The sequence below is a fragment of the Paenibacillus sp. FSL R5-0470 genome (assembly GCF_037975205.1).
GTDB lineage: Bacteria > Bacillota > Bacilli > Paenibacillales > Paenibacillaceae > Paenibacillus_AQ.
The window spans coordinates 3,065,671-3,082,379 of record NZ_CP150238.1; the positions used below are offsets into that span (position 1 = coordinate 3,065,671).

Sequence of the window (16,709 nt, forward strand, 5' to 3'; positions counted from 1 at the left end):
AAATACATTGAAGACTAAGAGAAAGATGCTTCTCGGAACGTTGTCTACCTTGCTATTGTCGACTGTGGTGGCGGGTTGTGGTGGCAACAATTCAAGCGCTCCAGCTGCAACTGCTGAACCAGTGAAAGAAGGAGGAACAGCGGTTAACACAGCAACTGAAGCTCCAGCTGCTGATTTGTATGAGTTAGGGAAAGAACCGCTTGAAGTATCATTCTACGGAAACTACGGCTGGTATCAAATGCCGAAATGGGGCAAAGATGCTGCTTCTAAATGGATTTTAGATAATTTGAAAATCAATGTCACTGGAATTAGCTCTGGTGGTAATAATGCTCAGAAGCTGCAAACGATGATCGTTGGTAATGAGCTACCGGATATTGTATGGACTGAGAAAGGTGCTGACGTAGAGCGTCTTCGTCAAGCGGATATGCTAGTTCCTTTGGATGAATACATTGATAAATATCCAAACTTTAAAAAGTACTTAACAGCTGGACATTTGGAATTGCTTCGTTCTCCTGATGGTAAAATCTATCAGCTGCCGAATTATTATACAACACAGCCAAACGGTAATGCCGGTTATGCGATCAATAAGAAAATTTACAAAGAACTCGGTTCTCCTAAGCTAGAGACTACGGATGATTTGTATGCTTACTTAAATGCTGTTAAAGCGAAGTTCCCAGATGTTATTCCGTTTGAGACTGGCTTAGCGAAAGATGGTAACGGTATTGACCAGTTGTTCTCCTCTTTTAAAGAGAATAACCTTTCGTATACTAGAATATATGCTGTACCTGATGGCGACAAAATGGCTTCCATTTACAAAGATGAAGGGTTCCGTGAGTCCGTTGTCTTTGGTGCTAAATTAATGCGTGAGAAGCTTATGACACAGGATGCGAATACCCAAACAGAAGACCAAATTAGAGAGAAAGCGATGAACGGAAAGTTCGCTGTGATTGCGACATTTGATCCGATGAAGTTGCTGGCTACTGCTGATGAAGAGATGAAGAAGAAAAATCCGGAAGATGGTTATATGTTTATTAAACCAATCTACAAACCGGGCTTGGATCAAAGTAAAATCACTCCGGGAACGTACAATCAGTTAGGCTGGAACGTGGCTACAATCACTAAAAATGCTAAAAATCCAGAAGCTGTATTCGCAATGCTTGATTGGATGACAGGTGCAGAAGGTTCAATGGTTCTGAACTGGGGCCCTCCAGGACCAGACGCTTACTGGGATGGATTTGAAGCAGATGGACTTACTCCTAAATTTAATAAAGATAAATATCTAAATGAGCCAGAAGCATTGTCTGAAATCAGCGGTAAGGCTGGTGACTTGGTTTGGGTAGGAAACACAGTTTTCTTGGATAATACGAAGAAAATGATGTTGCAAACCCTTCCAGCTGATAAGATCGACTTTAGTAACCGTTGGCAGATGGAAGTGACGTGGGCTTCACAAGGCGACTTTACGGAGTTCCTAAACTGGGATCCGGCTCCAGACAGTGAAGAAGGTATTATCAGACAAAGCGTTAGAGATATCTGGCTAACTGCTAGAGCGAAATCAATGTATGCGAAGACCGATGCAGAAGCATTAGCCATTCTTGACAAAGCACATGATGATTCCATGAAGGTTGGTTATGAGAAATTCCTTGATTATGTTACAAAAGTATGGACAGAAAACAAGAAAGCTTTAGGAAAATAATAATTAGTAATACGAAGGTTTGCTACTAGGCAAGCCTTCGTTTTTACGTTGTATTCTGATGACTCATTGTTTATAGGCTGGTAGACAAATTTATGAATGGTATACTGGGAAAGAGTAATGGTAGAATTTACAGGGACAGATTTATGCATTTCAAAGGGGGACTTGTTGATGTACAACGTATTATTAGTAGACGATGAGATGCTGGATCTAGAAGGTATGAGACAATTTATTCCTTGGAATGAGCTTGGTATGGAAGTTGTAGAGGCAGCAAATAACGCGTTTACCGCGTGCGATATTTTAGATCAGCATGTTATTGATATTATCGTAAGCGATGTGAATATGCCGAATATGTCGGGCCTTGAGCTGGCTCGAATTGCTATAGAGAAAAAAAAGGATATACGCGTGATATTTGTAAGCGGTTACCAAGATTTTAGCTATGTTAAGCAAGCACTGTCACTAAAGGCGTATAGCTACGTCCTTAAGCCAATGGATGATAGCGAACTCATTGCTGCACTTCAGAAAGTAAGGCAGGATTTAGACGATGAACGTAAACGACGTGATGTTGAAGAAGCCTATCAGCATATGATTCCAATGGCCAAAAATGATTTGTTGATACGCTTATTCGAAGGGGAATGGGAAGGGGAAGAGGGTAGCCAGGCCGGAATGTTGTCGCTTGTGAAGTCATACGGTCTGGATAAGCTGAATTGGCCTGTTCGTGTAGCTGTCTTGGAGCTTGACTACTTCAACTGGCTTCAAGGACAGGATAATCTATCTAAACATCAAATGGCTAAGGACTTCCTTTATGAAGTGAATAGAATAGGTCAGAAGCACGGAATGCCACATTGCTACAAGGTATCGTCCTATCGGATTGCATTATTGATTAACGAGCAGGAAATGGAAAAGTTCACTGAAGATATTTACGCCTCGATTCGTGCGAAGTTTCCAGTCACAATGACTGTAGGTGTAGGCAAACCAACATTTTCTATGGAACAGATTCATATCTCCTATCGACAAGCTATGGAAGCTGTGGACGGAAAAATGTTTATTGGCAAAGGCAATCTAATAATGTATGAGACCGTTAGCAGTGAACCAGGAATGATCGATGCTCGTATGTTAGATACCCGCATGGATACTCTGTTTAAAGCGGTGAAAGAGTATGAGCTAGTTCTTATTTATGATGAAATCGACAAGTTATTCCGCTCTGTAAGTAGTTTAAGATCTAAATTCACTATTCATAATCTGGCAATGTATATCATTTGGAAGCTAGATCAGCAGTTAAAGGATGTTAGTGAGGATTTATTTGAAATTTTAGGTATGGAGATACATAGTTTAGATGTTTTACATCAATTCGATACGATCAGTGATATTCGCTCGTGGCTCGTGCTCAAAACGTTTGAGATCTCCGAGTACCTGCGTAGTAAATCAGATTCAGTGAACCATAAATTGATTAGAGAAATCATCCAAACGATGCAGGACAGAATGAGCGATAACTTTACGCTTAAAGATATTGCGCAGCAGTTCTCTTTCTCCCCTAACTATTTGGGCTATCTATTCAAAGAGGAAACAGGGAAAACGTTCAGTGAAGTACTTACACAGCTTCGAATGGATCAAGCAGGCAAGCTTTTAAAAGATCCGACCTGCAAAATCTATGAAATCGCTAGCAAGGTAGGCTATCGGTATCTCCCTTATTTCAGCAGACAGTTCAAAGAGGCTTATGGTATGACACCTATGGAGTATCGTAAGCGCGACAAGTGATGGGGGATGATGTTCTATGAAATTACGAAGAAGACATAAGTATGTGCCGATTGGGTATAAGTTAATGCTGACGTATATGTTTTTTATAATTATTCCTATATCCTTGATAGGGTTCGTCTCTCATTCCATGTATAATGATTCATTACGCGAACATATCAATACGAATATTAAAGGAACGTTATTGCAGATTCGTGACAATATTGATTATAAAATGGACGAAGTTACTCGAATATCAACGCAATTATACAGTGATTTTGATTTTTATCGGAATCTTCGGAGTTATGAGGAAGGCTGGGAAAATTACGATCGGATGTCTAAGAAGGTGCTGCCAAAGCTTGACGTAGCTATTCAATCTACTGGTGTGAAGATAGGGATGTCGCTATTCTTAAAAAATGAATCGATCCCTGAGATCTATTCGAATTCACTTGAGGGTTATTTGGATAATAGTAGCTTTTATCATCTATACCACATGAAACGGATTGAAGGTAAGTCCTGGTATTATGATTTTCCAACTGAAAAATACGCTGAAACTATGAAATGGTGGCAGATCGAGAGTGATGTAGAGAATAATCGCATCTCGTTGCTCCGTAGACTAATAGATACATACGAGCCTCTTAAGCCTAAAGAAATAGGATTCCTAAGGATTAATGTAAGGATTCCAGATCTATTTGACAGTGTCAATTATACGAAGATAGGAAAAGGAAGTAATTTAATTATAAAGAATGAGTTTGGAAGAACGATGTATCAATCGGGTGAATTACCGGAGAACTATACTAATGAAGCGGAGCTAAATAAGGATTACCTGACGATTAAAGAAACGATTATGGTTGCTAACCAAGCATGGCAATTAATCGCGCTTGTTCCGATTACAATCCTTGAAAAGGATGCAATGAAGGTACGTTTGTTTATTATTTTAATGTGTCTCATATGCTGTGTGGTTTTTAGCTTTGTAGGTATATTTATATCCCGTTATTTTTCGATTCGTATTAATAAGTTCGTATATGTGCTTAATGCCTATCGGGAAGGTGATCTTCACAAGCGTATTAAATATCGAGGGAAGGATGAATTCTCTCAGATAGCAACCGCGCTGAATGATATGGGTGAAAATATTGATATGTTGATTAAAGAGGTATATCTGACTCAGCTCCAGAAGAAGGAAGCGGAGCTTGAAATCCTACAATCGCAAATCAACCCACATTTCCTGTACAATACTTTGTCGTCTATTATTCAATTAGCCAAGTTTGGTCAAAATGAGAAGCTGCAGAAGATGGTGATGGAATTAGCGAAGTTTTACCGCTTAACGCTTAATGAGGGCCGTACGATGATCCCGGTTCCAACTGAAATTGAGCAAGCAAACGCCTATTTAGAAATCCAGAAAATTAAATACGGTGACCGCTTAGAGGTTCTGTTTGATTTTGATACTGAGATCTGGCCTTATGAGACCATTAAACTGATTCTACAACCCTTTATCGAGAACGTCCTGAAGCATGCTTGGTGCGGCGATCACATTCATTTACGGATTGTAGGACGTAAGAAAGGCGATAATATTCTCTTCCGTATTATTGACGATGGTATAGGCATCAGACAAGAGCGTATTGATCAAATTTTTGATTCTAAGGGACATACAAATACAGGTTATGGCGTCCGTAATGTGGATCAACGGATTAAACTGCAATATGGACCTGAGTATGGCGTAAGTATTTTTAGTCGTGTGGGAATTGGAACATCGGTTCAGATCCTGATTCCTGCCAAAAAAAGAAAGTAAGCGGAATTGCAGTGATGATATAGAGAAGGGGTCATTAAGCTAGCGATAACTAGCTTAATGACCCCTTTGATTATTCAAGTGAAAGTTAGAAACCTTTGTATTGAGGTTCTTCTGACTCTAATTCGGTTACCCGATTTTCAACCTGTGTAACGATTTGTTGCGTTTGCTCAGCTGCATTTGTGAATAAAGTTTTTGCACTTTCGTTTTGTGTTTCAAGCGCAAATTGCTCCAAGCTCGCTTGAGCACCTTTTAAAGAAGATAAACATGTTTTAACTTGTGAGGCTACTGTCATTAGGTTTCTCTCCTCTGTTTTAAGTTTCTAGCATGACGTTTCCTATTGTCCTCAACCGTTACTTTAGTTATGCAGGAAAAAAATACAAGCTTTACACGTTAACCGATTTCCATAAATAAGTAGTCTAATTCAGGATTGAATGGACCTTTTTTGACAAATAATGAGTGTTACTAAACAAGTGTTGATTTAAAAAAGGAGGAAAATTGTGATGCCGGAGTGGTTGGAGGTTGTAGTACGAACACTCTTTGCTGTGGTTGTGCTTTTCTTTTTAACTAAATTACTGGGGAAGAGACAAGTATCGCAGCTTTCGTTCTTCGAGTATATTACGGGGATAACCGTCGGCAGCTTAGCCGCCTATATTTCTTTGGATACGGATAAGTATTGGCATTTAGGACTCATTGCACTGATTGTATGGGTCGCTTGTTCTTTAGGAATTGAATGGCTTCAGATGAAGAGTAAAAAAGCAAGAGACTTCATTGACTTTAAGTCCACCGTTCTTATAAAAGACGGGAAAATACTTGAAGATCATATGAAAAAGGAACGTTTAACAACAGATGAATTATTGGAAGAGCTACGTAAAAAGGATGTATTCAATATATCTGAAGTGGAATTTGCGATTATGGAGTCTGATGGAGCGATTAATGTTCTGCTTAAGAAGGAGTATCTCCCTCTATCGGCAAAAGACCTGGGTGTGAAGGTTGCCCCACAGAAAGAGTCACAAGCCGTCATTATGGATGGGAAAGTATTAGATAAACCGTTAGATACCTTAAATCTGACTCGCAGCTGGCTTGATGGAGCGCTAGAGAAAATGGGGCTAACCGTCGAGAATGTATTTCTCGCTCAAGTTGATTCTTACGGTGAGCTAACGGTCGATTTGTATGCCGACAACTTTAAAGTTCCACAGCCACAAGACAAACCACAATTATATGCTTTGCTCAAAAAATGTGAAGCTGATCTGGAAATGTTCAGTTTGTCGACAGAAAATGAAAAAGCTAAAAAAATGTATGAACAATGCTCAGAGCAATTGCAAGCATCTTTGAAAGTGCTAAAGCCTTTAATCCAAAGTTGATGTGCTAACAAACCTCATACCTAAAAGCAAGAAAGAATCGGTTTTTCGCACCGGTTCTTTTTTTCGTATACAGCTAAATGGAGTATGAAGTATAAACCTCGTAAACAATTGGCAAACTAAGCCAGATTCGCAAGTCACAACCCAGGAGGTATACAGCCTATGTCAGGAATTTTAGAAACCATTAAAGTTCAACTGGAGGGATGCAGTGATGCGGTTTATCAGTCCATTTCTGTTCATGGGCACACATGTCTTTTGATCTATATCCCTTCCATCATCGATTCTAAGACACTTCATGAAAGTATTGCTTTGCCGCTAAAAAAAGAAGCAGAAGCAAAGCTGGAATGGGCGAATTTTTTAGAACGGTTAGATCAAGGAATTGTTTTTCCTATCCAATATCTCAAGGCATTTGATTTACAGAAGATTGTAGATATGATCGTTGCTGGAAAAGTAGTGCTTTGTATAGAGGATCTTCCTTATGTTTATTATTTTGAAATTACCCAATATCAAAAAAGATCAGTGACCGAATCACAAAACGAACTTGTTGTGATTGGTCCCCAAGAGGCTTTCATTGAAGATATTGAAACGAATCTCTCTTTGATTCGACATAAAATTAAACATCCGGATCTAAAAACCATTCATTATTCGATTGGTAAATATACAAAAACTGATGTGTATGTGGTCTACATTGAAGGACTTTACAAAAAAGAAGTTCTTGAAGAGATAAAACAGAAACTAAATGAAATAGATATCGACGGGATACTAGGGATTAGTTATATATCAGAATATTTAAGGGATGGTAATCTCACGCCATTTCCGTTATTTCAATATACAGAACGTCCTGATTCGGTGGCTGCTTCTTTAATGGAAGGCCGAATCGGAATCTTACAAGATGGCACACCTACTGCAATGCTCGCTCCGACATCTTTTTTCACCATGCTGCAATCCTCTGAGGATTATTACCAAAGCTTTTATGCAGCAAGCTGGATTCGTGTTGTTAGATTTCTGTTCTCAATCATATCCATGATTCTTCCATCACTTTATGTAGCGATTACAACCTTTCATCCTCAAATCATTCCACCAAACCTGTTAATTACAATTGCTTCTGCGAGAGAGAACATTCCTTTCTCAGCGCTTACCGAGGCTTTAATTATGGAGCTTACCTTTGAAGCGCTTAGAGAAGCCGGGACTAGAATTCCGAAACCTGTAGGACAGACGGTTTCAATTATTGGGGGTATCGTTATTGGTCAGGCTGCGGTCCAAGCAGGAATTGTATCTGCTCCAATGGTTATTGTTGTTTCTATTACTGGAATTGCCACCTACATCATTCCTCATTATGAGCTAGGTCTGACTTTCAGACTACTTCGTTTCCCGTTACTCGTTATGGGTGGAACAATGGGGCTGCTAGGGGTATATATTACAGCTTTTTTGATTTACGGTCATTTAGCTAATTTAAGACCTTTAGGTGCTCCATATTTGCAACCCGTTGCCCCACTTGTGTTACGGGACTGGAAGGATACATTAGCTCGTTTTCCCTCGAACTTTATGACGAAACGCAGCAATCTCTATACTGATAGGAATAAAAGGAGACAGAAAGAGAAATGAGAATCCTGAAGATAGGAGTTATTGTAATCTTGCTCCTAAATATAACAGGTTGTTGGTCGTCGAAGGTTGAGTTGGATGAACTAACATTTGTATATGGAATGTTTATCGATGAAGGCAAAGAACCAAATACTGTTGAAATTACGATTAACTCACCCTTGCCCAATCGTCTTAACGCAGCTGGACAACCTTCAAATGGCGGTGGAGGAGACGGTAATACTTATTCTACCGTCTCTAAGACCGCAGAAACGATTGCAGATGCCATGCTGTTAATTCAAAAAGACTTAACACGTCAGCTTAGTCTTGCTCAATTAAAAGTAATTGTCTTAGGGAAGACCTTTGCTGAACAAGGAATCAGCGAACTACTATTATGGATTGAAAGAGAACCAAGTCTTCCTCTGGGTGCTTTTGTTATGGCTAGTCCGGGAAGTGCAAAAGAGATGAATACTTTAACACCTATTTACGAGCAAATACCCTCGGATGTACTAAGGAACTTTGGATCAGAGAGATATTTGTTTTCAACTACGATTAAGGATTGCCTGTATGCAGAGGCATCCGGTGTTGGATTTGCTATAAACAATCTTTCATTTGGTAAAAAAGAAGAAACATCGAAAGATGGAAAACCGGAATTCTGGGCAGGAATCCAAGGGGCAATGCTGTTTCAAAAAGATAAGATGAAAGGAGTTCTTAAGCTTAAAGAGGGAAGGGCATTAGCTTGGGCGGCAGGCAGTCTTAAGCTGGCCGTTTACTCCGTCGATTGGGATGAGGGAAAAAGCGCCGCAAGTGTTGTATTTGTAAGCACAAAATCATCAAAGAAGTTAAATAAAACGGATAAGGGTCCTGTCTTCACAGTGAATTTAAAGGGGAAAGCTAGTGTGATTTATTTAAGGGATCCTAAGAATAGGGATGCAGAGGAACTCGGCCAAATTATCATTTCGAAGCTTAAAGAGAAAGTCTCTGATAATCTTAACGAAGCTATTCGTAATACCCAAAAAGCAGGTGCCGATGTTCTGCAACTCGGATTGTTACTGGAATGGAACGATCCAAAGCAATGGAAACAGCTTAGAGAGCGGTGGGATAATTATTATGCTCAAGAGGCTGATATTAAAGTGAAGACAGATTTTAGCATTGTGGATTTTGGAACAGCAAAATAAGACGTTTAGAGGGAGAAGTTATGCAAACATCGAAATGGCAGCTGTTCCGTTTTTTTATTATTTTCTTCAGCTCCCAAACCACTATTTTTTTGATTCCGAATCTAATTGCTAGTTCATCCTATCAAGGCTGGATTGGTTTAATAGTGGGATCTTTATTAGGGTTAATATTATTGTGGTTTACTTTTCACGTCGGTATGCTGCGACCTAATCAAGCGTGGGTTAGCTTTGGAAAAGATATCATAGGTAAATGGCCACACAAGTTCATGCTTCTTTTGCTTTTATGCTGGTGTGTTTATTATGCATCCTATGATATTGAGAACTTTGTGCTATTCTTTGGTTCTAATTATTTGAGAGGAACTCCACCTCTGTTTATTCAATGTGTAATTGGGCTAGTGATTATGTACACGGCAAGTTTAGGCTTTACAACGATAGCGTATATGGCGGATGGACTTTTTCTTATTTTTTTCATCACGATGATCATTTTATTTAATTTATTTCTCCCAAATGCGGACTTCAATATGCTGCCAGCCTTCATTCATTATCATGATCCCGGGATTGCCCTGAAGGACTCTATTGTAGTCATGTCATGGTTTGGGGAATGGATTGTCCTCTTGTTTGTTGTGCCCGATCTGAAGCTTGAAGCGAAGATGCTGAAAAGATTAGTCCTTACGGGGATATTTGTCTTAGTAACTGTCTTAATTGGTTGGTCACTGACGATGATGAGTTTTGGTCCACATTTGGGTCAGGAACTGCAATATCCTTTCCTTGAATTGGTGCGCAGCGCCAAACAAGATAATCTGCTAGGTAATTCGGATCCGCTCTTAATTGGAATATGGTCGTCTTCTATGTTCATTCACAGCTCTTTTCTTATCTATGTAGCCTCTAGATGTGTATCCGGCTTGTTTAATACAAAAGCTAGAAAAATGTACATTCCCTTTTTAGCAATAGCTTCAATAACGATAGCTTTTTTATATTCACGACACATAGGCAGTTATTATAAACACTATAATAGTTATGCTATTGTTGTCATTTGGCTAATCGTTGAAAGCATACCGATCTATTATGCCATCACGGCTTTCTTTCGATATCGGAATAAAACTGCGAAGTAAATGAAAACAGGAGGGGAAATTTAGGTTCTGCCTTTTTAATAGGCAGGGCCTTTTCTTGTTAATTATATATTGGGTACACTTTCTGTTATGATTAAAGGACTTATTACAATAATTTCCTCAGGATTGGATGGTGTATTTACATGAATCTTCAAGAAGTTACTGAACTCATCAAATCTATTAGAACCAATCTAGCTAAAGTCATTGTAGGTAAAGAAGATGGAGTAGACCTGCTATTAACCGCATTACTTGCCAATGGTCATGTTCTACTGGAGGATGTTCCGGGTACAGGTAAAACCTTGTTAGCCAAAGTCCTTGCAAAGTCTTTAGATTGTACATTTAAACGTATTCAATTTACACCAGACTTGCTGCCTTCTGATTTAAGCGGCATTAATTTTTATAATCAAAAGTCAGGTGAATTTCAGTTTAGACCAGGTCCAGTATTTGCGAATATTTTGTTGGCTGATGAAATTAACCGTGCTACACCAAGAACTCAATCCAGTCTGCTGGAATGTATGGAGGAGCGGCAAATCACGATCGATGGTGTGACTCATGGCCTAGAAGCACCTTTTCTCGTTATTGCTACTCAGAATCCGATTGATAACCAAGGCACTTTTCCGTTGCCTGAAGCTCAATTAGATAGATTTCTAATGCGGATTACTACGGGGTATCCTTCATTTGACGAAGGGATTCATATTTTGCAGCGTTTCCGTGAGAATAATCCACTTGAAGAGACTTTTGCTGTGGCTGCCGCTCAAGATATACAAGCTGCGCAGCGTTTGGCTGCTTCCGTGAGTATAAGTGATGATTTGCTAGCCTATATCGTTTGGATTACGGAAGCTACTCGCAAATCTGCGGCAGTAAAACTAGGGGCGAGTCCACGTGCGAGTGGAGCATTGCTCAGATCATCTCAAGGATATGCTCTAATCCAAGGCAGATCTTTCGTTACACCAGATGATATTAAAGCCGTAGCTGTTCCGGTGCTTGCCCATCGTCTACTTCTTCATCGTGGATTGGGTTCAAAAGAGGGACAGGCCGCGGAAATTGTGTTACAAGTGCTTCGTGAGGTAGAGGTGCCGACAGAACTCGTTGCATCCTTAAGAGGCGGAAAGGTGGAATGAGCTATGGCTTTGCCTTGGTTCATTTTCATTACAATAGCTCTCCTGTTCCTTCTTGCCGTTATCTATGAACGGAATGGTCTGAAAGCGCTTAGTTATACTCGGTATTTTTCAACGAAGGTCGCTTATGAAGGGGATAACCTTGAGATGATCGAGGAGATCGTTAATGCGAAACTTCTGCCATTACCATGGCTTCGACTGGAGTCTAGTATTGCAAGAGGCTTGGAATTTGGAAATCAAGATAATCTCGGTATTAGCACGGGTGAAATCTACCAGAATCATATCAGCTTGTTCTTTCTTAAATCTTACCGTCATATTAAACGGCGTCATCAAGTAACTTGCGAACGGCGTGGGATATACCGTTTGGAGTCAGTCACCATGACCACTGGAGATCCCTTTGGATTGATCCGGAAAAATAAAACGTACCCTCTCCAATTAGAGTTATTAGTCTATCCTAATTTGCTGAATCTAGACGATCTTCCGCTACCGATACATAGCTGGTTGGGTGAACTTCCAGTGAAAAGATGGATCGTAGAAGATCCTTTCCTGACTGCAGGTATTCGCGAGTATAGCTCAGGAGATTCTATGGGACTTATAAACTGGAAGGCTACAGCGCGCACAGGGACTATGCAGGTACATAAGAAAGACTACACTGCGGATTCTAGACTCGTCATTTGCTTGAATATAGAGGACAGTGATTCCATGTGGAGAGCGGTAACGGATGTGGAACGTATCGAGCAAGGGATAAGATATGCAGCCACTATCGCCGAATACGCCATGCGCCATGGAATTGAGACGGGATTTATCTGTAACGGCAGATTGGATAACGGGGGCGAAAGAGATCCTGTTGAAGCAGAGCCTATGGCTGAGCTGGAAGATTTGCTAGAGCTGTTAGCAAAGCTGGAGCTAGAAAGAACGCTTCCTATGAGTCGATTGCTAGCCCTGCAGGCCGAGAGCGGAATAAGTGATACAGACTTTCTGATCATTAGCTGTCATAGAGGAGCAGAATTACAAGAGGCTGCTGACCTCCTATTGGTGTTGGGCAATGGTATAGAATGGCTGGATATTCCGGAACAGGGAGGAGAGAGCGCATGAAACTTCCGTTATCTGGTTACGTATGGAATACGGTCAAACTCTGGATATACTCTATCTTAGAACTATTATTAGTTTTACCTGTATGGATTCTGTTTCAGGTTTATGTACTGCCCAAGCAAGTTGAACCTATGTGGCTGACTGCCATACCACTAATATCATTAGTAGGTATTCTGTTACGAAAACAGTGTAGTGTTAGATGGAAGCAACTGCTGGCTGCTCTAATCCTTGGGACGGTGGTTGGGGCTTTGTCAGCAGGAAGTCTGTCTATCGAGAGTCTGCCTTTAGGTGTCGCAGGTTTTATATGCGCTTTTCTCGGAATGACTGCTGACTCTCGAGATCAGTCCAGTAAGAAGTATTGGATAGGTATTGTAATCTATTTTGTTGCGACCATTGCATTTGGTAGAATTCCCGATTTGGAGGGAAGTGTTACACTACTGACCTGGTGCGGTAGTTTGTGTCTATTGCTCACACTATTTATTTCTAATAGTAGCTATTTACAGTATAGTTCGCTTTCTCAAGAGGGCAAAGCTTTGCCAAAAGGATTACAAAGGAATAACCGTATTTATGTCATTGGAATAGGAATTGTTGCGGCCGTATTAGCGGCAGGAGTCGGAAAAGCTATAGGGACACTGCTATGGAATATGGTACGCTCGTTCTTTGGATGGATTAGTAATTTATTCTCTGGGTCAAGTGAGCCGCTACCCCCGCCAGTAGAACAGCCTCAAGCGAGTCCTGAACTACCTTTTGTTGGAGATGAAGAGCCTGGTCTACTAGCTGCTATATTAGATGTTGCTTTATATGTTGCTGGAGCTGTGTTATTGGGCGTTGCAGCTTATTATGGACTTCGGTGGTTGTATAGAAATGCCGGTGGGAAATTAAAGAGAGCCATGGATGCCTTGCTATCCATGCTGCGCAGGGAACATACGCCAAAGGACAATACAACTTATCTTGATGAGGAAAAAAGTGTATTTACATGGGAACAAACGCTTCAAGGTCTAAAGGATTTCTGGAGTACTCGCCTTACGCCAAGACATCGAAAAGACCGCTGGGAGCAGATGAATAGTGAAACGGAGCGTGTTCGCTGGTTATATCGGCGTTGGCTTCATTTGAAGCACGATCATGGTTATGAAGTTAAGAGTTATCTTACGCCGAAGGAAACAGAAGACGATATTATTAAATGGACTGCTCTTAACAAGGTTAAACATAAGGGCGAAGAACATACGGTTAATACGTCGAATTCATTGATTGAATTATATGAAAAAGTTAGATATGGAGAAGAAAATCCTTCTGCTAAAGATGTGGCTGCATTGAAAGATGAATTGAAATTATAGAATAGAATATTCTTCAAATTCATGCAAATAGGAACAAATAGGTTACAAACGCTTCAAAAGTGTTACAACATGGATACAATTGGTTTTGTACTTACCACTATAATAATTCTAGCAAAATACTCGTGGAGGGAAGTAAATGAGAAAGCATAGCAGTACATATGTTGTTTTACTATTAAGTACCTTTGTCATCAGTCAATTGACTGGTCATACCGCTTCAGCTGCATCCGATAATGCTGTTCGTACCAATCCAGCTGTAGCTGCGGCGACAGTAACACCCCCTAGTAATCTGGGTTCCATTTCATTAGGAGCAAATATCAAAGCTACATTAGAAGATGTCAATATTTGGTCACAACCTGGTGGAAATATTTTAACCTATACCCTGAATTATTCAAATGGGAGCAGTAAAAACGCAAACCTAATGTATTATTTTTCGAGAGTGACGACGCCAGGGGGTTCTGTTATTCCGGGTAACCCACTGAGCGCTGACGCGACTAAGAAGAAGATTGGTGCTAAAGAAAGCTTGCGGGTTACATATTACGTCAACATAGGCAAGACCAATTCGTTAAAAGGGATTAAGATTCCCATGTATGTATGGGATTCCAAAACCAAAGGTTACTTAAAGCATGCAGGAAGTTTTACTGTGCCAGCTAATTATTCCCCAACTGCTGTAAATGGAAAAAATGTTAGCACCACAATGAATGACATTCCTGTCATCGCCAAAAGTGAGTCCTTAGAGCTCTATAAATATAATGGGAAAGTTTATGCCAAGGTGGGTATAAGCCTGACCAATAAGGGCAGTAAGGTACTCAGTGATCCTGGTTATGCGGCTTATTTACTTTCTGCAGGTGGCAGTTCGTATGAATTAGCACTTGATCGTTCTCAGATTAGTTACAAGATTCAGCCGCAGGAGAAGAAGACTATCTATTATCTTGCCGAGATTCCTCCTTATATGAAGACGGATAATATGAAGCTGCAATTTACGCAAAAAGATGAAGCACTGAAGCTTGAGATCGCTAAATCCTCGTACAAGCTACCGACAGCTACAACACCTAATTTGGTGGTAGGTAAAGGTGTGACCAAGAAAATCACCATTAATAATAATCCGATAGAAACTCAGTTAAACAACGCAAACGTATACGCTGAGAATAATAAAGGGATTTGGACCTTCCAGCTTCGAGTGAAAAATGTTGGGAAGACGGCCGTTACGTTGCCAACGTATGAGCTTGCCGTCAAATCTTCAACAGGGACAACCTTTCCGATCAATGCGAAGGGATTGAGCGGCTTAACCATAAAACCTTTGGAAGAAAAAATCATTCCACTTACCGCACAAATTCCGCTTGAGGTTGAGCAGAGTTCGCTGCAATTGCAAATGATAGAGGCTGTTTCAGCTCCAGCTAATACAGAAACGGGCAGTTCAGGTGAGGGAACAGGATCAGAAGGGAATAATGTCAGTACGGGCAATACAGCCAAGCTGACAGTACCTGTTGCATACTACACAATTTCCTATACATTACGACCTGAGATTCAAAAAGGCGTGGAGTATAGTGCATCCAATGAATATGGTTCGTTCACTTATAACTTGCTGTCTTTACAGCGCTTTCCTTGGAAAGATGATGACATCGTTGTTGCTAGAATAAATATTAAGAATTCGCAATCGGTGGCATTAACACTTCCAGAATTAAAAGGATCTGTGCAAGTAGACAATGACGATGTGTCTTCTTCTACAGAACTGTTTATGGACAAGGAAACCTCGACGATTGCGCCAGGAAAAAATGCGGAAATCTATGTATTTGCAAAAATCCCTTACACGCAAGAGTTTGATAAATTAAAAGTGAACCTCTTTACAACGGTAAAAGAAGAGAAGAGCTCGTTCCTGTCGCTTAGCACGAACAGTACGATGAATGCTGTAGCGACTATTGAACGTGGGGGAAGTTATGCAATCACCGGTAAAGGCAAGAACGCTAGTGTCCAAGAGAACAAAACAATTATTTATGAAGGTCTCAATTCTAATATCGTATATACAGAGCTACTGCTTAGCAGTGAGGAAAAAAGACAAAGCAAAATGGCTCGCCTTCAGGGTTACTTTAAAACGGGAGATGGCCAGCTATTCGAAGCTACAGTGAATCAGCCAGATACTTCAGCTACACCTGGTGGTAAGCAATTAATAACGTACTGGGCAAAATTGCCTAAATCCGTTATTCCATCAGATGTAAGTATGTATCTAGGTCCAGGAATTACTGGGAATAAGCTATCTGAACCAGGTCAGGAACCAACAGGATTCATTAACATTGCTTCATTGAGTCTAAATCCAGTTTCTACTCCACCGGAGAATAACTTGACGAAGGTTGCGCTATATCCGTACACGATGTCTGTTCTGAGTTCGGAAGGGCGATCGATGCAAGGTAGTACCACTATAGATATCGTAATGAATTACAACCTACTTCGTGACAGTACCTATGACATGGGAACCTTCACTCATAAGCTGGTGCTCAAAATGACAGATCCATATGGTCTATCACAGGAACGAAGCTTGAACATCGGTACTGAACTACTTGAAGGGAATTACAACTCCTATACTGCAACATTTACCAATAATATGTATAAAAACTTGTCAGGTGGCGCCTACAGAATCACACTGTATGATGAGTTCCAAGGAGAACGGATCGAGCTGGCCAGCCAGGCATATAGCATAAAGATTGATAGAACAGTAACTGAGAAGTAGGAATTCATAT

General features: G+C 40.4%; 12 protein-coding genes. 11 read left to right on the top strand and 1 reads right to left on the bottom strand.

Annotation, left to right across the window (positions count from 1 at the left end):
• Positions 1-7 precede the first annotated feature (7 nt).
• The 3 genes from MKY99_RS13440 to MKY99_RS13450 all read left to right on the top strand — a co-directional run bounded on the left by MKY99_RS13440 (position 8) and on the right by MKY99_RS13450 (position 5,213).
• Entirely contained in the window at positions 8-1,693 is a 1,686-nt protein-coding gene (locus MKY99_RS13440) for an extracellular solute-binding protein (RefSeq protein WP_052404491.1), read from the top strand.
• A 168-nt stretch (positions 1,694-1,861) separates the two neighbouring features.
• Complete coding sequence (locus tag MKY99_RS13445; RefSeq protein WP_042187852.1) at positions 1,862-3,448, top strand: response regulator; 1,587 nt, start codon at positions 1,862-1,864, stop codon at positions 3,446-3,448.
• A 16-nt stretch (positions 3,449-3,464) separates the two neighbouring features.
• Positions 3,465-5,213: a sensor histidine kinase gene (locus MKY99_RS13450; RefSeq protein ID WP_339271015.1), complete on the top strand. Its 1,749-nt coding sequence runs from the start codon at positions 3,465-3,467 to the stop codon at positions 5,211-5,213.
• 85 nt (positions 5,214-5,298) lie between these two features.
• Here MKY99_RS13450 and MKY99_RS13455 read toward each other — a convergent pair whose 3' ends face one another.
• Positions 5,299-5,505, bottom strand: coding sequence for a DUF1657 domain-containing protein (locus tag MKY99_RS13455; RefSeq protein WP_036678243.1), 207 nt, complete (start codon positions 5,503-5,505; stop codon positions 5,299-5,301).
• A 208-nt stretch (positions 5,506-5,713) separates the two neighbouring features.
• Here MKY99_RS13455 and MKY99_RS13460 point away from each other — a divergent pair, with 208 nt between their 5' ends.
• The 8 genes from MKY99_RS13460 to MKY99_RS13495 all read left to right on the top strand — a co-directional run bounded on the left by MKY99_RS13460 (position 5,714) and on the right by MKY99_RS13495 (position 16,699).
• Entirely contained in the window at positions 5,714-6,574 is an 861-nt protein-coding gene (locus MKY99_RS13460) for a DUF421 domain-containing protein (RefSeq protein WP_042187856.1), read from the top strand.
• Between the two features lie 159 nt (positions 6,575-6,733).
• A complete protein-coding gene (locus tag MKY99_RS13465) occupies positions 6,734-8,176 on the top strand; it encodes a spore germination protein (RefSeq protein WP_339271017.1) in 1,443 nt (480 codons plus the stop codon).
• Entirely contained in the window at positions 8,173-9,327 is a 1,155-nt protein-coding gene (locus tag MKY99_RS13470; RefSeq protein WP_339271019.1) for a Ger(x)C family spore germination protein, read from the top strand. The genes MKY99_RS13465 and MKY99_RS13470 overlap by 4 nt, the downstream gene beginning before the upstream one ends.
• Before the next feature lie 20 nt (positions 9,328-9,347).
• Positions 9,348-10,436, top strand: coding sequence for a GerAB/ArcD/ProY family transporter (locus MKY99_RS13475; RefSeq protein WP_339271021.1), 1,089 nt, complete (start codon positions 9,348-9,350; stop codon positions 10,434-10,436).
• A 140-nt stretch (positions 10,437-10,576) separates the two neighbouring features.
• The gene (locus MKY99_RS13480) at positions 10,577-11,554 is read left to right on the top strand and encodes a MoxR family ATPase (protein ID WP_339271023.1); all 978 of its coding nucleotides are present in this window, start codon (positions 10,577-10,579) and stop codon (positions 11,552-11,554) included.
• A 3-nt stretch (positions 11,555-11,557) separates the two neighbouring features.
• Entirely contained in the window at positions 11,558-12,646 is a 1,089-nt protein-coding gene (locus MKY99_RS13485; protein ID WP_339271024.1) for a DUF58 domain-containing protein, read from the top strand.
• Positions 12,643-13,977 (top strand): OadG family protein, encoded by a 1,335-nt coding sequence (locus MKY99_RS13490; protein ID WP_339271026.1) that lies wholly within the window; start codon positions 12,643-12,645, stop codon positions 13,975-13,977. Before MKY99_RS13485 ends, MKY99_RS13490 begins: the two co-directional genes overlap by 4 nt.
• 136 nt (positions 13,978-14,113) lie before the next feature.
• Positions 14,114-16,699: a hypothetical protein gene (locus MKY99_RS13495; RefSeq protein WP_339271028.1), complete on the top strand. Its 2,586-nt coding sequence runs from the start codon at positions 14,114-14,116 to the stop codon at positions 16,697-16,699.
• Positions 16,700-16,709 lie beyond the last annotated feature (10 nt).